The organism is Xanthomonas arboricola (genome assembly GCF_003353015.1).
Classification (GTDB): Bacteria; Pseudomonadota; Gammaproteobacteria; order Xanthomonadales; family Xanthomonadaceae; genus Xanthomonas; species Xanthomonas arboricola_E.
In genome coordinates, this window is record NZ_QREM01000009.1 from 482,204 (window position 1) to 506,446 (window position 24,243).

A 24,243-nucleotide genomic window follows, 5' to 3' on the forward strand; every position below is an offset into this window, starting at 1 on the left:
GGTGTCGGGGCGCGATGGACCGCGCACCGCACTCAGGCCGATGGCCCCAGCACCTCGTGCAGCTTTCCGCTGAACTCGCCCAGCGTGAACGGCTTGGCGATCATGCTCATGCCTTCGGCAAGAAACTCGCCGCGATCGCGCGCGGTTTCCGCATAGCCGGTCATGAAGATCACCGGCAGATCGCGCCGCGACTGCCGCGCGATCTCCGCCAGCTGACGCCCGTTGAGCCCCGGCAGGCCCACATCGGTCACCAGCAGATCGATCCGCCGCGGTGAGGCCAGGATCGGCAGCGCCGCATCCGCGTCGGCAACCACGTCGGCCTCATAGCCCAGTTCGTTGAGCAGCTCGGTCACCAGCAGCCGCACCTGTTCGTCGTCTTCCACCACCAGCACCTGCTGGCCGCGCCCGGCCACCACCGCCCCGGCTTGCGGCTGCGGCGACACCGCCGGCGGATGCAGACCGGCCGGCAGGTACAGGCTCACCGTGGTACCCACCCCCAGCTCGGACTCCACCCACACCTGCCCGTTGGACTGTTGCATGAAGCCGTAGATCATCGACATGCCCAGGCCGGTGCCCTGCCCGATCGGCTTGGTGGTGTAGAACGGTTCGAACACACGCTCCAGCACATCGGCCGGCATGCCGGCGCCGCTGTCGGTGACCGACACCACCGCGTAATCGCCCGGCGCCAGCGTCACCGCGCGCCCGAGTTCCAGCGGCAGCCCTTCGACCTGCAGGCGCCGGGTGGCGATGCGCAACTTTCCGCCGTCTGGCATCGCATCGCGGGCATTGATCGCCAGGTTGAGCAAGGCGCTTTCCAGCTGGTTTTCGTCGACGTAGGCCTGCGGCAGGTCGGGCTGCAGGTCGGTGTCCAGATGCACCGACTCGCCCAGCGTGCGCGCCAGCAATTCCTGCAGCGAGACCACCAGGTCGTTCAGATGCAGATGGCGTGCTTCCAGCGATTGCCGGCGCGAAAACGCCAGCAGCCGTTGCGTCAGCGCAGCCGCGCGCAGGGCCGATGCCGACGCCACATCCAGGAAACGGCCCAGCCCTTCGGTGCGGCCCTGATCGATGCGCAGGCGCGCCAGATCCAGCGCCGACAGGATGCCGGTCAGCATGTTGTTGAAGTCGTGCGCGATGCCGCCGGTCAGCTGGCCCACCGCTTCCATTTTCTGCGCCTGGCGCAGTGCCGCCTCGCTGGACTCGCGCGCCAGCATCTGCTGCTGCAGCTCGGCGGTGCGCTCGGCCACCTTGACCTCGAGCAGGCTGGCCTGCTGCTGGATCGATTCCAGCGCCAGCGCGCGCGCGGTGATGTCGGTGGCAAACACATGGAAACCGTCCACCTTGCCCTCTGCGTCCAGGCGCGGCATGTAGCGGATCTCCGCATCCCGCCGGCGCCCGTCGGCGTGCGGCCAGCTCGCCTCCACCGTCAATGCCTGCCCGGCCAGTGCGGCTTCGATCCAGGCGCGACGCTCCTGCACCACCGCAGGTCCGACCACGTCCACCAGTGGCCGTCCGATCACCTCGGCAGGCGGGATGCCGATCCAGTCCTCGTAAGAGCGGTTGGCGAAGCGATACACCAGATCCTTGTCGATGAAGGCGATCAGCACCGGCAGCGCGTCGGTGACCCGGCGCAACTCGGCCTCGCTGGATATCAAGGCGGTCTTGTGTTCCGCCAACTGCGCCATCTGGTCGCGGATCACGAACTGCTTCTGGCGCGACCGCAATGCGGTGGAAATCGCGCTCAGCAACGACGACGAACTCAGCGGCCGTTCCAGCTCGATGACATTGGTCACTTCCGGCGGCAGCGTGGCCTGGCGCCCGCCGTGGGCGCCGCGTGGTGCACGCAGCAGCACGAACGGAATATCCGACCAGGCAGCCTGGCTCTGCAGGATGTGCGAGAGCCGCTGCAGATCGCCGCTTACCGCCTCCTCGGTCAACACCACCACACCGGACGCATCGAGCAGGTCGTCGGCCAGCGCAGCCAGCGAGCCGTAGACCCGGCGCGTCAGCCCCCGTTGACCGACGATGCCGGCAATGCTGTCCGCATCGCGGCCGAACGGCGCGATGATGTGGACGATGGACCCATCCAGGTCACAGGTGGTCAAGTGGACGATCCAGCAACGGCGTATCGTCCCCGACGAAGTGCGGCGTACCGGTCAGCACGCCATGGAATTTTTCCAGCGGCTCGCTCAGATGGATACCGCTCGACCCGATGCGCAACTCGCGGATCGAATCCTCATGCGCGCCGCTGCGGTTCTTGATCACCGACAAGGCCTTGCGGATGCGTCCCTGCGCCTCGAAGAAGCGGAACAGGATGACGGTATCGGCCATGTAGGAGATGTTGAGGTTGCCGGTGGACATCGTGCCGACCAGGCCATGCTGCGGATTGACCAGGAAGGTGGTCACGCCGCTCTGGTTGAGATAGGACAGCAACTCGTGCATCTGCAGCATCAACTGCTTTTCCTGCGGCATCGAGGTGAGATAGCCGTTGAGGCTGTCGATCACCAGCAGCCGGCAGTCGCGCTCTTCCACGCTGGCGCGCACCGCCCAGGCGAACTCGCCCGGGGTCAGTTCGGCCGGATCCATCTGATGCAGTTCCAGCAGGCCCGCGTCCAGATACTTGCGCAGGTCCATGCCCAGGCTCTCGGCACGCGTCAGCAAGGTACCGGTGCGCTCGTCGAACTCCAGGATGCAGCAATGCTCGCCGCGTTCGCAGGCGGCGGTGACGTACTGCAGCGCGATATTGGTCTTGCCCGAACCGGCAGGCCCGGTCAACAGCGTGCTGGTGCCACGCAGCGGCCCCCCGTGCAACAGCGCATCGATCCGCTCCACGCCGCTGGACACCGCATCGCCAATGAACGGCACGTGGTGATCGGAGGCGATCAGGCGCGGATAGATCCGCATGCCGCCGGTGCTGATGGTGATGTCGTGATAGCCGGCGATGAAATCCACGCCACGCAGTTTCTGCACCTGCATGCGCCGACGCGCCGCGCCGAAATCCAGCGTCATGCGTTCCAGCGAAATCACTCCATGGCACAGGCTGTGCAGATGCGCATCGCGTTCGCCATTCTCGCCGGTGAGGTCATCGACCAGGAATACGGTGATGTTGCGCGGCGCAAAGAACTGCTTGAGCCCCAGCACCTGGCGCCGGTAGCGCAGCGAATCCTGTGCCAGCAGGCGCAACTCGGACAACGAATCGAACACCACACGCGTCGGCTTGACCCGGTCCACCTCGGCCTGGATCAGCTTGATGGTGCCGTCCAGCTCCATTTCCCACGGGTGCAGGATGGACTGCTGGCGTCCATCGCCCAGAAACGCCTCAGCCGAAGCAAGCTCGAAGATATGCAGCGCCTCCAGCGACCAGTCGTGCGAGCTGGCCACCTCGTTGAGCTCGTCGATGGTCTCCGACAAGGTCACATACAGGCAGCTCTCGCCCTTGGCCGCGCCATCGAGCAGGAACTGCAGCGACGCGGTGGTCTTGCCGGAGCCGGGCTGGCCTTCCAGCAGGTACAGGCGGTTGGGCGGCAGTCCGCCGCGCAGGATGGTGTCAAGCCCTGTCGTACCAGTCGTAATGCGGTTTGCGATCATCGGCTTCAGATTTCCCATGGGCGTAAATTTATCACGGGCACGTCATGCACCGCTGCGCGCGCGTGAATCGATCAGCTTGCTTGGCACGCCATGTACGTCCGCGAGACCGCCACCAACCGGTGCGCTGCGCCATGCGTCAAGACCGTTCCGACATGTTCGTCACGCGCGCGGGCCTAGCGTTGTCGTTGAAGTGCATCGCGTGGTCGCGATCGCTCGAGGACCGCGGTGAATCACGCATCATGTAACGCCCGTATCTTGCTGGTCGAAGACGACGATGCCATTCGCGTCATGACCGCAGACATCCTGGGTGACGAGGGTTACCAGGTCACCGCGTCGCCCGACGCCGAGCAGGCGCTGGAGCAGCTCAATCAGGCGCGCCCGTTCGACCTGCTGCTTTCCGATATCTGCCTGCCCGGCATGAACGGGCGCGACCTTGCCGACAGTGCACGCCGTTTGTATCCCGCGCTGCCCATCGTATTCATGACCGGCTATGCCGGCTCCATCGCCAATCGCGCCGATTTCCTGGATACCGGCATGCGCCTGTTGACCAAGCCGTTTTCATTGCGTGACCTGCTGGGCATCGTGCAGACCGCGCTGTAGACGCGCTCGACCGACGCCTCGCCAGGCACGCACGCTTCAGTGCGACTTGCGCTCCAGCAGCTGCGCGACGCGGCGCTCCAGGTCCACCGCCAGAAACGGCTTGGTCAGCACCTCCATGCCCTCCTCCAGCTGACCGGCGCCCACGGCCGCGGTCGCCGCGTAACCGGTGACGAACAGCACCGGCAGCGTCGGCCGGTACTGCCGTCCCGCATCGGCAACCTGACGCCCGTTCAATCCGCCGGTGAGGCCGACGTCGGTCACCAGCAGGTCGATCGTCTCCTGCGAGCGCAGGCGTTCCACCGCCGCGCTGCCTTCGGCAGTCTCGATGACGCGGTAGCCCGCTTCGCCCAGCACTTCGGAGATCAGGACACGGATCGCGGTTTCATCCTCCACCAGCAGTACCGTGCAGCTGTGCGCCGCCGAGCGCGGCGGCTGTTCGGTCGCCGGCACCGCCTCGTCCTGCGCCAGCACGCCATCGAAGCGCGGCAGATACAGGGCCATCGTGGTGCCGACGCCCACTTCCGAATCGATCCGCACATGCCCGCCGGACTGGCGGGTGAATCCGTAGATCATCGACAGCCCCAGACCGGTGCCCTGTCCGATCGGCTTGGTGGTGAAGAACGGCTCGAACACCTTGGACATCACATCGGCGCTCATGCCGGTACCGGTGTCCTGCACGCTCAGGCACACGTACTCGCCGATCGGCAGGTCCAGCTGTTGGGCGGCGCCGGCTTCCAGCACCCGGTTGGCGATCGCGATGGTGAGTTCGCCACCATCGGGCATCGCATCGCGCGCGTTGATGCACAGGTTCAGCAGCGCGTTTTCCAGCTGTGGCGCATCCACCAGCACTTTCCAGGCATCGGGTGCGGGGCGCAGCTGCAAGGCAATCGACGGCCCCAGCGTGCGCGCGATGATGTCGTGCATGCCCTGCACCAGCGCCTGTACCTCCAGCGCGGTGGGTGCCAGGGTCTGCCGGCGCGAAAACGCCAGCAACCGCTGGGTCAGCGCGGTGGCGCGCGCGGCACTGGATTGCGCCATCTCCACATAGCGTTCCAGCCGGTCGTACTTGCCCTGTTCGATCCGCGTCTGCAACAGCTCCAGGCCGACGCTGATCGCGGTCAGCAGATTGTTGAAGTCGTGCGCCAGCCCCCCGGTCAGCTGGCCGACCGCCTCCATCTTCTGGCTCTGGCGCAGCTTTTCCTCGGCCAGCAGCAGCGCCGCGCTGCGTTCGCGCACGCGCTCTTCCAGCGTTTCGGTCAGCTGGCGCAGTTGCTGTTCGGTCAGCCGCTTGTCGGTGATGTCGGCGGCGGTGCCGAACCACTCCACGATCTGCTCGCGCTCGTCCAGCAAGGGGATCGCGCGCATCAGGGTCCATCCCACCTGCTGGTCGGCATCCAGCACGCGGTACTCCAGATCCAAGCCGGTCTTGTTGACGATCGAATGCGCAATGGCCTCGGACAGCCGCGCGCGATCGTCCGGGTGCACCATTTCCTGCTGCCAGTTCAGGCTCGACGAGAACGCATCGCTCAGCGCCCCCTCGCCCACCAGCTGGCGAAGCTCGCGCCAGTCGGCCGTGGCCGAAAAGATCGATTGCGAGGACGCGCGCACCAACGCATCCAGCCGGCGCTCGCTCTTGCGCAAGGCTTCGCTGGCCAGCCGCTCGGCAGTGCGGTCGCGCAGCACCTTGACGAAGCCGATCGCCGCACCGGTCTCGTCGCGCAGCACCATCAACGAACCGTTCGCCCAGAAGCGCTGGCCGGACTTGCGCACATGCCAGCGCTCGTCCATGCCGCTGCCGCTTTCCAGCGCCGCCGCCGCCTCGATCAGGATCTGCCGGCGCTCCACGTCTTCCGGGGTGAAGGTGCGCTCCAGCGTCTGGCCCAGCATCTCGGCCTCGCTCCAGCCCAGGATGCGCTGCGCGCCCTCGTTCCAGGAGGTCACCAGGCCGTACAGGTCGGTGGCGATGATCGCGTAGTCCATCACGCTGTCCAGGATCTGCCGGTTGCGCACTTCGGCTTCGCGCACCGCGCGTTCCAGGCCGATACGGTCGGTGATGTCCAGACCCTGCACGAACACGCCGGAGACGGTGCCGTCGGCACCGGCGATCGGCTGGTAGACCAGGTCCAGCAGGCGCCGCTCCACTGCACCGTCCGGCTCGACCTGCACGTTGTAGGCGAGCGCGTTGGCCGCGTAGGCGCGCCCGGACCGGTACACCTCGTCCAGCAGGCGCAGATGCCCCTGATCGACCAGATCGGGCATGGCCTCGGCCAGTGGCTTGCCGATCACGTCGCGGTGACCGATCAGGCGCGAATAGCATGGATTGGCAAACTCCACCCGATGCTGCGGACCGCCCAGGAACGCCATGAACATCGGCGCCTGCTCGAACAGCCGGATCAGCCGCTCGTGCTCGTCGGCAAGCCGGTTCTGCGCCACCTTGCGGGCGGTCACTTCGTTGGTCACGCAGAACGCGCCGCCCACACGGCCGTCGTCCAGGTAAATCGGCGAAAACGAGAACGTCCACCAGGTGTCTTCCGGCGTGCCGTAGCGATTCATGCCGATCGGCACCTCGTCGAAGCGCGAGGCGCGCCCCGCGAACGCGGCCTCGATCGGCGCACGCACCGCCTCCCAGGCATCGGCCCACAACTCCCGCAACGGCGCACCCAGGGCCTGCGGCTGCCGCGGCCCCAGGATGGGCGCATACGCATCGTTGTAGAAAAAGGTCAGCGCATCGCCCCACACCACATACATGCTTTCCGGCGAGCTGAGCATCAGGCTGACGGCATTGCGCAACGGCGCCGGCCACTGCGCACTTGACCCCAGTGGCGTCGCGGCCCAATCGTATCCACGCACCGCCTGCGCCATGCCGCTGTCGCCGTAAGGAAACGCTGCGCTCATGCGGCCCCCGGGCGTGCTGCCGTCCAGCGGCAGTGGTCATGTGCGCAACGCGCAACGCAGTGCGCGGCCAAGCTACCAGTCACCCATACAAGCATCTTCGACGAACCATTGAAAAGGAATCAGGACCAACGCCGCGCATCGCTGACTGGCAGGATCGGACATGCCGAACTGCCGCCTGACCTGCCACCAACGCCGTCCGGCATCGCCGTCGACGCTCCGCACGGCGTGCAGCGCGCGCCTACGTTACAACACCGACGTGACGACGTGGCACGACAACGCGCCGATGCCGTCGCGGCACGCGGCGCTGCCCAGGGTGGCCGGCCGGGAGCCCCCGCTGCGGCACGCAGGCAATGCCCGGTTATGCCTGCGCGCGGATAAAATCGCCAGCTGGCCGAAAGGCGTGGCACGGTGACGCAGATGCAGGAGCGCGACCCACTCATTCACCCCCTGGCTGCGGTCGCGCCGGGGTATCTGGCCAACCATGCGGCGCGGGTCTTCAACCGCCTGGTGGATGCGCAACTGCGGCCGCACGGCATGTCGCTGGCATTGATCGGGCCGATCATGCTGCTGTCCTGGAAAGGACCGATGCTGCAGCGCGACCTGGTGATCGACTCGGCCGTGAAGCAGCCGGCGATGGTGGCGTTGCTGGACAAGCTGGAAGGCCTGAAGCTGATCAAGCGCTCCCCGGCGCCGCAGGACCGCCGCGCCGCGGTGGTCTCGCTCACGCCGGCCGGACGCAAGATGGCCGACCTCGGCGGCAGCATACTGATCGATCTGAATGCCGACGCGCTCAAAGACTTCTCCCCCGAGGAGGCACGACAGAGCGTCGCGTTCATGCAGCGCCTGATCGCCAACCTGGAGCAGCGCGACCACGGCATGTAATATCACTCCTGATATTTATTGCTGCAGGTGGTCCGTCATGGCAGGTCGCATCCTCATCACCGGCGCAAGCGTCGCCGGCAACACCGTGGCCTGGGCACTGGCCCGGCACGGCTTCGACGTCACCGTCGTCGAGCAGGCTGAACAGTTTCGCGATGGCGGCCAGAACATCGACGTGCGCGGCGTTGGCCGCGAGGTCCTGCAGCGCATGGGCCTGGAGCGGGCTGCACTCGATCACGGCACTGGCGAGGAAGGCACCGCCTGGGTCGACGAACACGGCCATGCGGCGGCGACCTTCAAGACCGACGACATCGACGGCGATGGCCCGACCGCGGAGCTGGAAATCCTGCGCGGCGACCTCGCCCGCCTGCTCTACGACGCCGCCCGCCAGAAAGCCGAGTACCGCTTCGGCGACCGCATCGCCAGCATCGCCGACGACGGCAACGCTGCCGCCGTGCGCTTCCAGAGCGGACGCAGCGACCGCTTCGATGCCGTCATCGTCGCCGAAGGGGTCGGCTCGGCCACCCGCGAGATGGTCTTCCCCGGCGAGAACGACCCGCGCTGGATGGATCTGACCATTGCCTACTTCACCATCCCACGTACTGCCGACGACGACCGCCTGTGGCGCTGGTATCACACCACCGGCGGGCGCAGCATCTCCCTGCGTCCGGACCGGCACGGCACCACGCGCGCCATGCTCTCGCTGCAGAAGCCCGCCGAGGGCGAGCAGGACTGGGACGTGGCAACGCAGAAGGCCTATCTGCACGAACGCTTCGCCGACGCCGGCTGGCAGGCCGCGCGGGTGCTGGACGGCATGGGCAGCACCGACGACTTCTACTTCGATGCCTTGCGGCAGGTGCGCCTGCCGCGCTGGCATGCCGGCCGCGTCGTGCTGACCGGCGACGCCGCCTGGTGCGCAACCCCGCTGGCCGGCATCGGTGCCACCCTGGCGGTCACCGGCGGCTATGTCCTGGCCAACGAGATCGCGCGCGCCGCGACGCTGGAGCAGGCATTTGCCGCCTATGCCGATGCCATGCGGCCGATGGTCGAACAGGGCCAGGGCGTGCCCAGGATCGGCCCGCGGCTGATGAATCCGCACAGCCGGCTCGGCATCCAGCTGCTGCACGGCGCACTGAAACTCGCCAGCCAACCCAGCATCCAGAACATCGCCGCCAGGCTGATGACGCCGTCGCCGCAGGCGCCGGACCTGTCGCGTTACGACTGAACCCGGCTGGGCCGGCGGCGGCGCGGCCGTGGTGGCACGGCGCATGCGGACAGCGGCATCGGCAATCGACCGCAACGGCCTCGCAGCGGCCGTGTGCGGCACCAATGATCCGCCGGGCGGACGCGGCCTGTTTCCGGGTGCCGATCGGCGCCACGGCGCGGCCCCGTGGCGCCGCCCGACGGCGTGCGCGCCCGACCACTGCGGCCTGGCGCCGCAGCGGAACCAACCGTAGATGAATTCCGCCGCGACCGACCGTTTCATTTCCGCTGGCGCAGGCCGCTAACGAACAGGTCGAGACATCTTCGTGCAGCGGCAACGTTGCCGGCCCCATCGGTGTCCCGGGCGCATCGCCTCCCAGCTGTTGCTGGGATTCTCCCCGCTCTTCCGCCAGCCGGATCACCGATCGAACTCCCTATGTCCCTGCTTTCAAACCTGCGCATCGGTCAGCGCCTGGCCCTCGGCTTCCTCGCGATCATTGTGCTGATGGTGATCCTCACCATCGTCGGCATCCAGCGCGTGCGCAGCATCGACCAGCAGCTCACCGCCATCAACGAGGTCAACAGCGTCAAGCAGCGCTATGCGATCAATTTCCGCGGCAGCGTGCACGACCGTGCGATCGCCCTGCGCGATGTCGTGCTGGTGGACGATCAGGCAGACCGCCGCACCGCAGAACAATCGATCGACAAGCTCGCCGCGGACTACGCCCGTTCCGCACAACCGCTGGACGCCATGATCGCGGACTCAACGGATGCGGAAGAAAAGGCCATCCTGCAGCGGATCAAGGCCGTCGAACGGCGCAGCATGCCGTTGATCGCGCAGGTCCGCGCGTTCCGCGACGGCGCCGACAAGCCGCATGCCGAACAACGCCTGCTGCAGCAGGCGCGCCCCGCCTTCGTCGACTGGCTGGCCAGCATCAACGCCTTCATCGACCTGCAGGAAGCCAAGAACCGCGCAGCTGCCAAAGACGCGGTGACCACCGCGCGCGGCTTTGCGATGCTGATGGTGGTGTCCACCGTCATCGCCCTGCTGCTGGGCGCAACGATTGCGCTCCTGCTGACCCGCAGTGTGGTGCTGCCCTTGCGGCAATCGCTGCGGCTGGCCGAACGCATCAACGATGGCGATCTGCGCAGCCAGGACCTGCCCACCAGCAAGGACGAATCCGGCCAGCTGCTGCGCGCCATGCAACAGATGCAGCGCCGCCTGCAGGAGGTGATCTCCGCCCAACGCAGCATGGCGGCCCGCCACGATGCCGGCCAGATCAGCTATCGCACCGATGCCCAGCAGTTTCCCGGCGAATACGGCCACATGGTGCAGGACACCAACGCCCTGGTGCATGCGCACGTGCAGACCCAGCTGCGCATGACCGAGGTCATGGGCAGCTATGCCATCGGCGACCTGACACCGGAAATCGAACAGTATCCCGGCGAAAAAGCCGCCATCACCGCCACCATGCAGCAGGTGAGGCAGAACCTGGTCGCCATCAACGCGCAGATCCAGCAACTCACCGAGGCCGCGTGCGCCGGCAACTTCGCGCTGCGCGGCCAGCCGGAAAAGTTCGAACACGACTTCCGCCTGATGGTGGAAAACCTCAACACCATGATGGCCACCTCCGACACCAACCTGGCCAGGTTCTCCGACCTGCTGCGTTGCATCGCCGATGGCGACCTGACCGTGCGCATGAGCGGCAACTTCCACGGCGTGTTCGCCTCCATGCGCGACGATGCCAACAGCACCGTGCATCGTCTGACCGACATCGTCACGCATATCCAGACCACCTCCAACAGCATCGGTTTTGCCACCGAAGACATCGCCAGCGGCAACCAGGAACTGGCCCGCCGCAGCGAACAGCAGGCCGCCAGCCTGGAACAAACCGCCGCCTCGATGGAAGAGCTCACCTCCACCGTCAAGCAGAACGCCGAGCACGCCGGCCGCGCCAATCAGCTCGCGCTGGGTGCCGCCGCCATCGCCTCGGAAGGACGCGACGTGGTCGGCCAGGTCATCGAACAGATGTCCGGCATCGAAGCCTCCTCCCGACGCATCGCCGACATCATCTCGGTCATCGACGGCATTGCCTTCCAGACCAATATCCTGGCCCTCAATGCCGCCGTCGAAGCCGCACGCGCCGGCGAACAAGGCCGTGGATTTGCCGTGGTCGCCTCGGAAGTGCGTACCCTGTCGCACCGTTCATCGGACGCCGCCAAGGAAATCAAGCGACTGATCGACGACTCCGTGCAACGTGTCGCCGATGGCGCAACTCTGGTGCACAAGGCCGGCACCACCATGGGCGAGGTCGTCACCAGCGTGCAGCACGTCACCGACATCATGGGCCACATCTCTGCCGCCTCGCAGGAACAGGCCGGCGGCATCGAACAGGTCAATCGGACCATCGCCCAGATGGACGAAACCACCCAGCAAAACGTCAGCCTGGTGGAAGCGGCGAGCACTGCGGCACGCTCGCTGGAAGCGCATTCGACCCAGCTGACGCGGGCGGTCGAGGTGTTCAAGGTCAGTGCATCGGTGATCTGAGCGGCCGGTGCGCGGTCTGCTGCCGGTCATCTGGACCAGGGCCGACATGCAGCGATTGGTGGTCCACCCACCTGCGCTGCCCGGCTCCGAACTGCCGCCCGGGGGCAGTGACGCCACATCGCCCTGATGTGATTGCGCCCCAGGGGCAGCTCGCCGAACATCGGCTTTTACTTGGACAACATGCGAGCATGACCGCCATGCAACGTATCCGCCCGTTTCGCGTGCCAGTGCTTGTAACGCTGCTGGCCGTTTCACTTGCAGCATGCGCGGCGGCTGGCTCCATCACGGGCCGGCCCATCGAAGGTCCTGTACGGCTGGGAGACATCGCGGCGGTCGATGGACCCAGGGTACGTCCCGACCGCGTCATCGAAGACAGCCGGTGCCCGGCCGACGTGCACTGTGTCGTGGCTGGCCGGCTGATCGTCAGGACGACCGTGTTCGGTGGCGACTGGTCCAGGCAGATCGATCTCACGCTCGGCGTGCCGGTGCCTGTTGCCGATGGCCAATTGACGCTGATCGCCGCCACAGCCCCGCCAGCACACTCGGCAACCGCCCCCGCATCCGACATGCGCTTTACCTTCCGCTTTCAGGGTGGCCGTTAGTCAACCTACGTCAGACCCGAGGCGACGCAGCGCTGACACCTCATCCAACGCTGCTCGTAGCCGTGAACCCGGGCGAACAGATGCGTGCCAGTGCTGACGGGCATCGCACGCGACGATGTCAACCGACCCGGCGACGATGTCCGGCGCGTTCGAGAGCATGATCCCATCCAGGCCTCCATGCCTCGCCGTCGGCAGCGTTCCATGCCCTTCGGCACGGGACGCCTGTCGCCGCCGTTGTTACCGTCCATGGATCCACCGATCCCTCGTCCCGCATGGTCCAACAAGGCTACTCAAGCGCATGGCCCCGCCCGGGCATTCCTGCACTGGGTCATCCCCTGGCGCGCATCGTCGCGATCGCAGCCATCCTCGCGCTGGCGCACTCTCGCTGGGTGCAGTTTCCCTGGCGTATGCCGCTGGTCGGCATCGTGGGGATTGCATTGGTCTGGCTCGAAACGCGTTCGTTGAATGCCTGCGGACTGCAGCGCCGGACAGCTCGCGCCTGGCTCGGCTGGACGCTGCTGCTGCTTGCGCTCGTCATCGGCTTGGTCAATCCGTTGGTGCAACCGCTGATCGATGCCCTGACCGGGACCAAGGCCGATTACAGTGGCTACGGTGCATTGCGTGGCAACTTCACCGCAGCCGCCCAGCTGGCAGGCGGTGCCTGGCTCAGTGCCGCGCTGGGCGAAGAACTGGTCTTCCGTGCGTTCCTGATGCACCACCTCGATCACCTGCTGCGCCGCCACCGTGGGGGCCAGGTGATGGCGGCACTGGCAGGCGGCGCACTCTTCGGCGCGATGCACCTGAGCCAAGGCATCTCGGGGGTGCTGCTGACCGGGCTTGTCGGCGCCCTGTTTGGCTATGTCTACCTACGATCAGGACGCAATCTCTGGGCGATGGTGCTGGCGCATGGGGTGATCGATACCTGGGGCATTGCGACGCTGTATCTGGGTTGGTACTAGCACGCACGCAGCATGGTCAGCCTGCCTGGGTGCCTGCTGCCAGGACATCCCGCCTTCGGGGCCTGGCGCGCAGATGCCATCGAACGCATTCCGGTCTTCAGTACACCGCCCTGCTTCCGGGGTATCCCCAGGCCACAGGGCGGCGCATCGGCTGCCTGCGTCATGCAGCCAGTGCGAGCCTCGCCTTGCCAGCGACGCTGCGCGAGCTGCTGGCAACACTCTCCACCAGCGCGGTCGCCTGATCTTCCAGTGCGCGGGCCGACGATGCCATGGTGTCGACGAGCGCGGAATTTTGCTGCGTCGCTGCATCCATCTGCGAGATGGTTTGATTGATCTGCTCGATGCCGGCGCTCTGCTCGTGACTGGCCGCCGCGATGCCGCTCATGATGTCGTTGACCTGCCGCACCGAAGAAAGCAGCTCTTCCATGGCCTTGCCGGCCACGTTGACCTGCTCCGCGCCCTGCCCCACCTTCGCACCGGAATCGGCGATCAGGTCGCGGATCTCCTTGGCGGCCATGGTGCAGCGCTGCGCAAGGCTACGCACCTCCGAAGCCACCACCGCAAAGCCGCGTCCCTGCTCGCCGGCACGCGCCGCTTCAACCGCCGCGTTCAAGGCCAGGATATTGGTCTGGAACGCGATGCCATCGATGACGGTGATGATTTCGCCGATCTTGCGTGACGACGCCTGGATCGCCGCCATCGTGCTGACCACCCCATTGACCAGCTCACCGCCGTGCAAGGCGGTCTGTGCGGCCCTGCTCGCCAGCGCATTGGCCTCACGCGCACCCTCGGCGTTCTTGCGAACGATGCTGGTCATCTCCTCCATGGAGCTTGCGGTCTCCTCCAGCGCGGCGGCCTGCTGTTCCGTGCGCCGCGACAGGTCATCGTTGCTGCGCACGATCTCGCCTGCCGCACTGCTGAGCGTGTTTGCCACCTCGCCCAGCTGACGCCCGGCCTCCACGTCCATCAACGCGCCCACCGCGCGCAACGGCGTGCCGTCTGCCGCGCGCCTGGTCAGACCGCGTGCGCGGAACCAGCGGTACTGGCCGTTCTTGAGCTGCAGGCGATACTCGATGTCGAAGCTGGTGCGGCCGCTGCGGTCGTTCAGATGCGCTGCGAACGCATTGAGAGAACGCTCCTTGTCTTCCGGGTGAAGCCGTGACGCCCAGCTATCGAGCACATTGGGGAACTCCTGCTCGGACTCGAAGCCCAGCAGGTGGCGGAACTGCTGCGACCACCAGAACTCGTTGCTCGGATTGATCGGATCACCCGCGATCACGCTCATGTCCCACAACCCATCGCTGAGCATCTGCGAGCCGAGCTCGAAGCGGGTCAGCGTGATGTCGAGGAACTGCTCGCGTTCACGGCGCTCGGTGATGTCGGTGAGCGAACCGGCCACGCGCAGCGGCAGGCCTTGCGCATCGCGCTCGGTCGTGCCGAATGCCCGGAACCAGCGGTATTCGCCGGACTTCAGGCGCAAGCGGTTTTCCACGTCGTAGGGAGTGCGACCACTGCGATCGGCAAGGTGCGCCGCGAAGGCATCCAGCGTCGGCTGCTTGTCGTCCGGGTGCAGGCACGCGACCCAGCTATCCAGGACATTGGGAAAATCCTGTTCGGACGTAAAACCCAGCAGCCGCCGCATCTGCGGCGACCACCACACCGGGCTGTCCGGATGCGTGGGGTCTCCGTCGATGACGCCGATATCCCAGAGTCCGTCGGTGGTGCCGCTGGCGACCAGTTCGAAGCGCCCCTCCAGATGGCGCAACGCGGTCGTCGCCTCTTCCGCCTGGGCCTGTGCCAGGTCGCGCTCCTGTTGCGCCGCACGCAAGGACTCGGCCAGCTTCTTCAGCAGCAGCGCCGACCCATTGCTGGGCCACTGCGCAGTGCCGCCTTTCAACGTGACATCAACCGCCCTGGTCAGTGTTTCCAACGTGTGACTGTCGGAGAAAAACATGGCGACCTCTGCTGCTTGCGTTGGGGATGCGTCCCTAGCGGCGGCGATCGGCCCTTCTTGATGCTGATGTCTCGGTGCGCCGGCCGGGGTGGATGGAGCATTCAGCTGCGTCCCACCGACCGTCCCGGCGGATCGGGACGGTGGTCTGCGACTGGTTGCAGGACGGGGCAGTACGCGCCCTGGCACGCCGCCCTGTCCGCCCTGGTCACTCAGCATTGTGGTTTCCCGAATTCCCGGCCTGGCGCTGCAATCCGCGGACGCTTCGACCCCGCGGATGCATCGGCGCTGTCTGGCGCTGCCACGCAGCGCGGCTGTCAGACGCCGGACGGTTCGTGGATGGGGCAGCGATTGAACTCGGCGCGGAAGCGTCGCGATGCTGCCATCACGATACGGCGCGCCCGGTTGATGGCGCCCAGCGGCCGATGCGCGGCCAGGGCATGCCACGGCGAGAAGGCGATGCGGTCTTCCAGCTGCCGCGAATTCTCCTCGTCCCAGCCGGCCTGGCGCTCGACCGCCACGCGCGCCACTGCCACAAAGGGGCTGATGGATTGCGGCCACTCTATCGACGCGTCCTCGACCGGCATCTGGTCCACATCGCGACACAGCTGCACGCGCAGCTCCCACTCGGCCGGGCTGTCCAGACTGCCGATGGCGCGACGAACGGCGTCGCGCTGCGCGTCCTGGGAGTCGCCGACTTCCTGACCATCGAGTTCAGTCAGGTTGCTGGACACCGGCGCCAGCGAGAACTTGGCGATGTAGCGCCCGTAGAGGTACGGCACCTGCGAAAAAAACGTCTCGCCCAGCGGATGAACCTGCGGCTGTCCGCCCATCTGCTTGATGCTACCGCTCTCCCCGCCGATCTTTTCAAGCGTGTGCTCGACCCCCCGAAGCACTTTCGAAAGCGCGGCCTTGGCACGAGGCACCTTTTCCGTGGTCGTCGCCAACACGCGGAAATTACGCAAGAACCCATCCGGGCCCGGGGTGTTGAACGAAGGGCCATTGACCATCAAGAAGTCCTGGCTGTGCTTTTCGTCTCCACCCTCGACGCGCTCACCGCTGACGCCCAGCACCTTCAACGCCAGCGCACGCGGAGTCGAGACAGCATCGCTCAACTGTTCTGCAGGCGGCGATGACAGGCGGATGTAGGCATCGTAGCGACCGGGCACTGCGAACAGGCCTTGTCGCAACTCCTCGGGAAGATCGTCCAGGACGGTAAATTTAGCGGTAAACAGTCCCTGCCCCTTCGCATGGACCGCGCGGTGCGCATGCCCCTCCTTCTGCGCCACGGTCGTTGCCATGTCGACGAACAGCGCTTCCAGGGAACGGATGGTTTCCTGTTCACTGACGCTGGGCGTTTCCAGATCGGGGCGGTATTCGACGGGCGCGTGCATGCGTGTCCTGGCGTAATGGCTGGTACGGCAATGTGCTACATCCGCTGTTTACGCGCCGTCGAAGCAAGGCAACGGATCAATGGTGGATGATGCACAGGCGTGTTCCGCCCCTGCCTTGCAACGACAGCGCCTGGACGGCCGCCGCAGCTATCGGCGCCGTCATGCACCGTGTGGCCTGCCCCCGGCCGTCCACGCAGCGCGACAAATGGATCATCGAGCGGACCGCCGCGCCGAACATGGGACAGGAGATGGGACGACTCGGCCCACCTTGAACAAGGCCGTCGCCTCAGTGCCTTGCAGCGACATATGGCGGAGAGAGTGGGATCGGATCACATCCGACTTAACCCATTCAATCCGTTGCAGAAAGCGTGCTCGGCAGGTTTCCTGTCAATGTTTCCTCGATCATAACGCCGGGCTTGACTCGATTGCTAGCGCCCGCTTGCCATCGGCAACAGGCACCTGGCCGAGGTGGGTAAGAACTGGCCCAAGGCCAAGCGCGGCTTCCACTCGCTGCGCAAAACCGTGATCCAAGAGTTGCAAGGCGCGGGCGTGGTGTCTGAGCTCCGCGCCCAGTTGGTGGGCCACGAGTTGGACGACGAGCACCACGTGACCTACAGCCGCGCCTTTACCGCCAAGGAGAAGCTGGACGGGCTCCGGGCTGTCTCGCCGGGCCTGTCCGTGCTTGCCTACGGCCTCAACCTTGATTCCCTGTCGGCCTTGATGAATCAGACAACGTGAGTCTTTCCCTTTTGCGCTCAAGCGCCTTGATGCTCCGGCGCCATCTTCGCCGAACGCTCCCCGGATTTCCGGGGAGAACTTGCTTGCTCCGCTGATGGATCCACCTTCTCAAGAAATGGAACCTCAAGACTTCTCGGGGCGGTTCAGCAATTGGCGGCACGACGCCATCTACGTATGCCAAACAGCTGACCAACACCGATATCACAAACCCCGCCTCTAAGCCCGACTGCTATTCAGATTGGGGGTATGTCGCCTTTGATTCACGCATGAATTTGCAGCAAATCAATAAAGCAAATAGCCAAGCTATTGCTGGATAAATTCCGGTCCAAACTTTATCTGCATTGTTGAGATCAAATGCCACGAGAACGACAAGGAAGCACACCATAAGGAATGCAAATGCCATCGCACTTGCTGCAAAAAATATCCTGACGATCATCTTGATCCTCATCACTTGCAACCACATTTTGAAATGGATGAGTCTACAACTGTGGCTGAGCCGGCAACACCTCTAGCGCCTATCTCAAAGCCACGACTCGGGCCGTTCTCGAAGAAGTTGTAAACACCCGACCTCTCAGGAGGACTCAATGATCCCCCATCACCGCCGACCTGGATCATTGAAAATCCATAGCCTCCAAATGCGGTAATGCCAGCGCTCCACATTGAAAACCACCAATTCAAAACGAAGGGCATCATCTGCTACCAAATTAAGCTCCTACCGCTGGATTTGAGCAGAGCCTACTATAAATATCAGGATTCACGTTATTCCACCGATACTGCCTGCCGGAGGCCGCCCCTAAAAACACGACTTGCTGATATTTCAACGACTCGCCGCTCGCCTTCACCTCCCTGCTCTCACATCCATAACGTATGTCCACGATAGTGGCGCCTGCAAATCCAACGTTGTCCTGAACAAGCTGGTATTGGCCGGCAGGCAACTGGCGATCGAACAACTCAGAAACAGTCACACTCTGAGCAGTCTTAAAGGACATCATCGTGAGACCCGAATCAATGTCAGAGTAAACATCGATTTCGGTAGCATCACTAGGCATGCCACCTAGCAACGCTGAAACTGAAAAATCATTCGACGTCTCCAGGCTTTCCAAATCCTTATAAATTCTTGGAGCGTCATAAGGTGCGCAGCCTGAAAGCGTAAGCAGGGCGAACAATAAAATATTGGTTCTACTCATCCTGACCTCACTCCGAGATGCAATAGAATAGAAAGCCAAGAGTGCTTCAGGACAAGCCAAATCATAAGCAAGATCGACCCCTTCCCACTGAAGATTTTCCGGGGCCACACGACATTCCTACGAAGATTCCTGGCCCACAATAAAATTACTGTAAGAAGCTGCCACACCAAAATGAGCGTTAAAATAACCTTCTTATCCAGGCTCTTGAGATTTCGCGATTCTTAATTTGTCGAGAGGACTAGGGAAGAAGGCCCCATGTGATTGGGTCCTGAGAGCTTTTATATCTCAGTTATTTACGCGAAAGGTGAAAAGCTCCACCCCTTACGTAGCCGTTCCCACCTTGATACTCAACTTCAACCACATAATCCGCCTTATTCAGGCAAACCACTTTCTTAACTGGCAGGGGACTCGAAGCCACCCCCAACACTTCCGGACCATCTGATCTTTTATAAACCGTCACTTCGCCAACGGGAATGATCTCTATATCCGGAGCACAGCCCGTAATAGTCGACGTCAGCAGAAGAGCCATCAACAATGTCCGGAACCGCGCAATCACGGCCTAGCCTGAAAGAGTGAATATGACTTTGTCACAGCTGGATTGATATACAGCATCATATTCAGAGTCTATTGAAAGGGAAACTATTGGGATGCAGGCCCGCCATAAAACTTGGGTCAAACCAAAATAATCAGGGACCTCACTTTTTCTTCAAGAGATAGTTCTCGACCGAATAAGATGCAAGAGATACGACACCTACGAACGCGACAAAGAAGAGCACCCCCAAGATAGGCCTATAAACTCTTAGCCCAAAGAAATACTCTATTGCCAAGCAAAGCAAAAGCCCGACGTAAATGGCGATCAAGACCACAAAACCAACTACTATGGTTTTATCAGACCTCAATTTTTTCCAATTTATTTCGTGCACCACAGCGTCCTCGTTTGACATTGCTGGAATCCAGCCGAAACCTGGGACCCTATGCCAGCATTGATTCCTACCGAAGCGTTTCCATCCCTTGCCAACTCTACAGAACCTTTTGCGCCAGCCCCCTCCATGGCTCCAAGCTGCAACTGCATTGATTCGCTCTTCCCCACTGAAGAGTTCCCGGTGCCACACGACATGCCGACGGAACCTCCTAGGCCTCCAATGAAGCCACCCGCTACCGGGCTTGTTCCACAACCTTTCACATAAAGGCATGCTGTTCCAGCAGTGTCGAGAGCGACACCTGCCTCGCCGCTCCCACCCACGGCAAAATTGCCGTAAGACGCGCCAACACCAAACTGAGCATTGAAATCACCTTTGTATCCAGTCTCTTGCGACTTGCGCCACTCCTCTCGCTGTTTGCCAGGGGGGAAAGACCACCAACCAGGCGATTCAAGGCCGAAAAGGTCACTGGCATAGAAGGGGTTTAGGCCTACATAGGCGTATGTGCTAATTCCGCCTCTCAAGCCGAGAGGATCACTCTGCCCATACCGCCCGGTAGCAGAGTCGTAGTCCCTGAAGTAATTTTGATTCAACCCACTGGCCGCATCAAACCGCTGCCCCGGGAACCGCATATCCAACACCAACGCCGCACCATCGCCATTCGGATCCTGATTCGGCGCAGTGTTGCCGAAGGCCTCGCCCTTCAGGCTCCAGTTCCACACCGCCACGTTACGAACCGGGTCAACCACCACACGGGGGCTGCCCAGGTGATCAGATTCGATGTAGTGCAGCTTGTTGGCGTTGGCCAGCAGGCCCACCGGTAGGTCGTCCAGCCAGATCGCCTGCTGCTTGGGCGCGCCGTTGTTATCGTAGTCGCCCAGCCAATGGCCGGCTTCGTCATAAAGCGTGTAGGTGTTAGTTGTGCCCAAGAAGCGGCGCACCTGTTCGCCTTTGCCGTTGTAGCGATAATTCATCACCAGCACGCCTGCACGCTTGACCATGCTCATGCGGCCGGATGCGTCGTAGGGGAACTCCCGCGCCTTGCCACCGATGCTCAGCGTATTGCCTGTCTTGTCGTAAGTGCGCGCCACGTCAGCTACTGCACTCAGGCGATGATTGGTCGTTGGATAGGTGTAAGCCTGTGTAACGCTGCCAACCTTGGCGCTGAGGCGATTGCCGGTGGCGTCATAGCTATAGCCATCAATGACGGTTCCGGTGACACCGTCGGTGAGGGCTGTGAGGCGGCCGAGCGTGTCGTAGCCCAGGCCGATCTCCGGCGTCGGATTACCGGCTGGGGTCAGTGCGGTGAGATTGCCCACCGCATCGAACCCGAACCCGACATCCAGACCGCCAACCGCTTTGTCCTGAATGGCCTTGGGGCGGTAATCCTGGTCGTAAGCTCGGGTCAGCACGCGCCCGTTGCCGTAGGTCCAGCCGGCCACCGGGCCCATGGGCAGATACGTGGCACCCTTGACCAACACCTCGCGCGAGCCGCCAGGCGCGGTATAGCCAACCTCGGCGATCTGGCCCAGCTCATTGCGGACATAGTCAACCATCGCCCCGTCCGGATAAACCATGCTCGTCAAGTTCCCACCTGCCGTGTAGGCATAACGGACCGTCAATGCCTTGCCATTGGTCGTCTGGACCTTGCGCACCAGGTCGCCGAATCGGTTGTAGCAATACTGCGTCGTGCCGCTGCCGTCCTTCATGCTGGCCAAGCGCCCGGCTGCAAATTGCTCTCCCGCCACGCAGACGGCCGGGGCCACGTCGTAGACAAAACGGGTCTCGAGCGCTGCATCGGCATAGGTCACCGACACTGGGCGGTTCGAGGCATCGTAGGTGTAAGTGGCCTGCCGGTTAGCTGCGTCCTTCCTGGACAGCACGTTGCCTGCGTCGTCGTAGGTGAAGCCGGTGCTGCCCGTGTCGGGACTCTTCAACGCCAACAGTTCGCCCAGACCGTTGCGCTGGTAGGTCGTCTTCAAGCCTTTCGGGTCCGTCACCGCTGACAGCTGTCCCAGCGCGTCGTATTGGAAAGCACTCGTCGCCTTAATGCCGGCGGCGTCTTCGATACGCTGCTTCAAGCGATGCAAGGCATCGTAGGTGTAGGCGCTAGACCGGCCCAGGGCGTCGGTTCGCGCCTTCACCGTGCCGACCGCATCGTAAGCAAAATCGGTCGGGTTGCCTCGCGCATCCGCCTGCGTCGTCAGGCGACCGAGTTCGTCATAAATACGAGACATCGTGAACAATAAGGTGTTCTTGGCATCCGTGATGTCCTCCTTGATCCGGTGTCCTGACGTGTCCAGCGTGTAGACGAAGGAGTTGCCGTAACGATCCGATACCCTGGTCAGCCGGAATGCGCTGTCGTAGGTGAAGTTAGACACGTCGCCGCCCGGCAGCGCAACCTGCTTGACCAAGCCGGTGGGCCAATAGCTGTAGCGCGTAATGCGGTCATCCGCCTCCGAGCCGCTGTCCTGTCCCCGCACAATGCTTGCCGTCAGCCGACCTCGCGCATCGTAGCTGTAGTCGGTCACAACCCCATTCGGATCCTTCTGCGACAACAGACGGCCGGCGCTATCGTAACTGAGGAACTGGGTGACTTGGCCCACTGCATTGGTGATCGTCTTCAGGTCTCCGCCCTGGGCCGCGGGATAGTAGTCGTAGGTGGTGGCGTCGCTGAGATCCCTGCGCGCTCCGTCCACACGCAGCAGCACTCCCACCAGGGGGCAGCTTCCTGCGGTTACGTCGGCCTGCTCGCAATAGGTGAAGGTCTGCTGACGCTGCTTCCCGGAAACGGCATCTTGCTCGACCTGGGTCAGTGATTGGCCACGCTCATTGCGAGTCCATCGCTTGGACACAACCAGCCCCTGCGCCCCTTTCACATTAAGCTCGGTCAATTGGTGGGTCAGCGCATCCCTCACGCTCTCGGTGCGCACCGCCTCCGGCGTGCCGTCGCCGACCGTCACCGCTGATTGATACGCCGGTGCGTATTCATAGGACACCTTGCTGCCCGATGCGTCCGTCACGCTTTGCAGTCGACCATCGCTGAAGTAGGTGTTGGACGTGCTTGCTGCGCCTTCGGTTACGTTGTTGACCGGGCTGAAAATGGTAGACCCATACTCGAAGCGCTTGACCGCGCCAGAAGCTTGTGTGACTTCCGTAACGCCTTCGGCCACGTAGTTCAGGGTCACTCCATCGACCAGCTCGGTATCGCCATGGAGAACGCTGCTGATCACGCGTCCATAGGTGTCGTAACCAAATGAAGCGTAACGCTGTCCGTTCTCCCCGGTGATACCAGTCAAATAGTTGACCAGCTGGGGCTCCGCAAGCCCCTTCTCATGGTAGTGGTAAAGGCGCTTTGCGCCGTCGGGATACGTTGCGACAATCAGATTTCCATCCACATCGTAGTCGTAAAGGACGATGCCGCCACCAGGAATCTCCATGCCTGTGACACGGCCGTCGTTATAGCTGAACGTCACGGCGCGGCCATGACCATCAACCAATCGCGCAATGCGCGTGCCCTCGTAAACCACGGTTACATCACGATCCGGCGTGGCCGGATTGCGCACCGCGAGTAGCTCGCCATCTTTACCAAAATCGCGGTATTCGCCAGTTTCTTCGATGACCCGGTAATACGTAGTGCTGTTGCTGATGCGGCGATATAGTCGCCCCGAATTCCGGGCACGGCCGGTGCCGGCAGCAACCGTGGTGAAAACATCCCTGTTGCCCGCCTCGTCGAGATAGGCTGTGTTGGAACTGTCGAATCGGTCGCTGTAACTCAGCGACCAGCCTTCTCCGACTGGGATGGCACTCTTGGTCTGATTGACGGAATGATAGTAGCGATTGAACGAGCGACCTGCGAACTCAAAGTCCTTCTCTTCGCGAGACTTATCGCCTGTCGTGGGATGGCAAGGATTGTTGGTGCTGCAGCTTTGGAACTGCTTCAAAGGCGACGTGACCCAGGTGTTGTCATCGTTCTTGGGCTTACAAAGAGCCTCTGTCGTAAGAGCTGCCTCCGCGAGAATTGAGTTTCCCAGAAAAGGCGTGAAGTTTGCTTCGCACGTCAACTTTCGCTTCTTGTAGACATTCCAACGCCACGACACCGAGACAGGTGCCCCCGAGTTCGACGGACAATTAAATGTCGAGGTGAAATATTTGTCTGAGCTATAGCTAACATCGCCACTTGGAAGCAGGCCCAGTCCCGTCGTGTTGTAGTCCGACGTTTGAACATTGGACTGGAGCGAGCAAGATTTCCCGACCTTGGTCGTTAGGATGTCCAACGACTTGGCGATGAGTGCACCTTCATCCGTGCACCAGCTTGATCCAAACTCTGGGGACGCAGTGCACCCGGGGTTTCCGACCCCGTAGATACCCAAATTGACTCCATAGGACGGGCTAGAGACCGAGGTGGCCTTTAGAGACGGGACCCGGAAATAGGTCCAGACCTCTCCCGCTCCCCGATTCAAAAAACCTCTTGAGTAGGCCTTCAAATACTGACCGATGCCTTGGTAGTCCTTGGAGTTGCGAAGGGCATCGGCAGCCTTCTCCATTGTGTCGTAGCAGCCGAGTGACAGCGCGCAGAACGTAGCTTTAGGCGGGGTTTGGGCGTGCGCAGGACTAGCGCCTACTAATCCATAGGCACCAAAAACAACCGGCATCAAGAGCGCCGCGTAACGCGCGCCCTTTGACAGAACTGAGGAAGCAGAGAAACGCGCCACGGCCCGATTTGACACGGCAACACTCCTTGTCAGCTGCTCTTGCAGCATCAGTTAGGAATCCATT

At 63.1% G+C, this 24,243-nt stretch carries 14 protein-coding genes and 1 pseudogene; 7 read left to right on the plus strand and 8 right to left on the minus strand.

Annotated elements, in window-relative coordinates:
• Positions 1-32: 32 nt before the first annotated feature.
• Positions 33-2,105, minus strand: a complete 2,073-nt coding sequence (locus C0541_RS12740) for a PAS domain-containing sensor histidine kinase (protein WP_115048842.1) — start codon at positions 2,103-2,105, stop codon at positions 33-35.
• On the minus strand, positions 2,092-3,606 hold the full coding sequence (locus C0541_RS12745; protein WP_115048844.1) for an ATPase domain-containing protein: 1,515 nt from the start codon (positions 3,604-3,606) through the stop codon (positions 2,092-2,094). Before C0541_RS12745 ends, C0541_RS12740 begins: the two co-directional genes overlap by 14 nt.
• Before the next feature lie 237 nt (positions 3,607-3,843).
• On the opposite strand from C0541_RS12745, the gene C0541_RS12750 reads away from it, so the two are divergent.
• On the plus strand, positions 3,844-4,188 hold the full coding sequence (locus tag C0541_RS12750; protein ID WP_115048845.1) for a response regulator: 345 nt from the start codon (positions 3,844-3,846) through the stop codon (positions 4,186-4,188).
• A 36-nt stretch (positions 4,189-4,224) separates the two neighbouring features.
• On the opposite strand, the gene C0541_RS12755 is transcribed toward C0541_RS12750, so the two are convergent.
• Entirely contained in the window at positions 4,225-7,083 is a 2,859-nt protein-coding gene (locus C0541_RS12755) for a hybrid sensor histidine kinase/response regulator (RefSeq protein ID WP_115048847.1), read from the minus strand.
• A gap of 417 nt (positions 7,084-7,500) precedes the next feature.
• Between C0541_RS12755 and C0541_RS12760 the strand changes: the two genes are divergently transcribed.
• The 5 genes from C0541_RS12760 to C0541_RS12785 all read left to right on the plus strand — a co-directional run bounded on the left by C0541_RS12760 (position 7,501) and on the right by C0541_RS12785 (position 13,274).
• Entirely contained in the window at positions 7,501-7,965 is a 465-nt protein-coding gene (locus tag C0541_RS12760) for a MarR family winged helix-turn-helix transcriptional regulator (RefSeq protein ID WP_115048849.1), read from the plus strand.
• 37 nt (positions 7,966-8,002) lie between these two features.
• Positions 8,003-9,187: an FAD-dependent monooxygenase gene (locus tag C0541_RS12765; RefSeq protein ID WP_115048851.1), complete on the plus strand. Its 1,185-nt coding sequence runs from the start codon at positions 8,003-8,005 to the stop codon at positions 9,185-9,187.
• A gap of 414 nt (positions 9,188-9,601) precedes the next feature.
• Complete coding sequence (locus tag C0541_RS12775) at positions 9,602-11,713, plus strand: methyl-accepting chemotaxis protein (protein ID WP_115048855.1); 2,112 nt, start codon at positions 9,602-9,604, stop codon at positions 11,711-11,713.
• A gap of 188 nt (positions 11,714-11,901) precedes the next feature.
• Positions 11,902-12,315, plus strand: a complete 414-nt coding sequence (locus C0541_RS12780) for a hypothetical protein (RefSeq protein ID WP_115048857.1) — start codon at positions 11,902-11,904, stop codon at positions 12,313-12,315.
• A gap of 407 nt (positions 12,316-12,722) precedes the next feature.
• On the plus strand, positions 12,723-13,274 hold the full coding sequence (locus C0541_RS12785; protein ID WP_115048859.1) for a CPBP family intramembrane glutamic endopeptidase: 552 nt from the start codon (positions 12,723-12,725) through the stop codon (positions 13,272-13,274).
• Positions 13,275-13,434: 160 nt separating this feature from the next.
• Here C0541_RS12785 and C0541_RS12790 read toward each other — a convergent pair whose 3' ends face one another.
• On the minus strand, positions 13,435-15,228 hold the full coding sequence (locus C0541_RS12790; RefSeq protein ID WP_115048861.1) for a methyl-accepting chemotaxis protein: 1,794 nt from the start codon (positions 15,226-15,228) through the stop codon (positions 13,435-13,437).
• 314 nt (positions 15,229-15,542) lie between these two features.
• The gene (locus tag C0541_RS12795; RefSeq protein ID WP_115048863.1) at positions 15,543-16,619 is read right to left on the minus strand and encodes a catalase family protein; all 1,077 of its coding nucleotides are present in this window, start codon (positions 16,617-16,619) and stop codon (positions 15,543-15,545) included.
• A 453-nt stretch (positions 16,620-17,072) separates the two neighbouring features.
• Here C0541_RS12795 and C0541_RS12800 point away from each other — a divergent pair.
• Positions 17,073-17,357: pseudogene (locus C0541_RS12800) on the plus strand (integrase); the annotation flags it as partial.
• A gap of 704 nt (positions 17,358-18,061) precedes the next feature.
• On the opposite strand, the gene C0541_RS12805 reads toward C0541_RS12800, so the two are convergent.
• From C0541_RS12805 to C0541_RS20900, 3 genes are all read right to left on the minus strand, one after another.
• A complete protein-coding gene (locus C0541_RS12805; RefSeq protein ID WP_161960046.1) occupies positions 18,062-18,652 on the minus strand; it encodes a hypothetical protein in 591 nt (196 codons plus the stop codon).
• A gap of 181 nt (positions 18,653-18,833) precedes the next feature.
• Complete coding sequence (locus C0541_RS20750; RefSeq protein ID WP_126936822.1) at positions 18,834-19,073, minus strand: hypothetical protein; 240 nt, start codon at positions 19,071-19,073, stop codon at positions 18,834-18,836.
• A 381-nt stretch (positions 19,074-19,454) separates the two neighbouring features.
• Positions 19,455-24,227 (minus strand): RHS repeat-associated core domain-containing protein, encoded by a 4,773-nt coding sequence (locus tag C0541_RS20900; protein ID WP_238601319.1) that lies wholly within the window; start codon positions 24,225-24,227, stop codon positions 19,455-19,457.
• Positions 24,228-24,243: the final 16 nt, after the last annotated feature.

What these genes read in the sequence shown, in the direction of transcription:
- C0541_RS12765 (WP_115048851.1), top strand. Translation starts at nt 8,003, where the DNA reads ATGGCAGGTCGCATCCTCATCACCGGCGCAAGCGTCGCCGGCAACACC.
- C0541_RS12760 (WP_115048849.1), top strand. Translation starts at nt 7,501, where the DNA reads ATGCAGGAGCGCGACCCACTCATTCACCCCCTGGCTGCGGTCGCGCCG.
- C0541_RS12795 (WP_115048863.1), bottom strand. Translation starts at nt 16,619, where the DNA reads ATGCACGCGCCCGTCGAATACCGCCCCGATCTGGAAACGCCCAGCGTC.
- C0541_RS20900 (WP_238601319.1), bottom strand. Translation starts at nt 24,227, where the DNA reads ATGCTGCAAGAGCAGCTGACAAGGAGTGTTGCCGTGTCAAATCGGGCC.
- C0541_RS12790 (WP_115048861.1), bottom strand. Translation starts at nt 15,228, where the DNA reads ATGTTTTTCTCCGACAGTCACACGTTGGAAACACTGACCAGGGCGGTT.
- C0541_RS12755 (WP_115048847.1), bottom strand. Translation starts at nt 7,083, where the DNA reads ATGAGCGCAGCGTTTCCTTACGGCGACAGCGGCATGGCGCAGGCGGTG.
- C0541_RS12775 (WP_115048855.1), top strand. Translation starts at nt 9,602, where the DNA reads ATGTCCCTGCTTTCAAACCTGCGCATCGGTCAGCGCCTGGCCCTCGGC.
- C0541_RS12780 (WP_115048857.1), top strand. Translation starts at nt 11,902, where the DNA reads ATGACCGCCATGCAACGTATCCGCCCGTTTCGCGTGCCAGTGCTTGTA.
- C0541_RS12745 (WP_115048844.1), bottom strand. Translation starts at nt 3,606, where the DNA reads ATGGGAAATCTGAAGCCGATGATCGCAAACCGCATTACGACTGGTACG.
- C0541_RS20750 (WP_126936822.1), bottom strand. Translation starts at nt 19,073, where the DNA reads ATGGCTCTTCTGCTGACGTCGACTATTACGGGCTGTGCTCCGGATATA.
- C0541_RS12785 (WP_115048859.1), top strand. Translation starts at nt 12,723, where the DNA reads ATGCCGCTGGTCGGCATCGTGGGGATTGCATTGGTCTGGCTCGAAACG.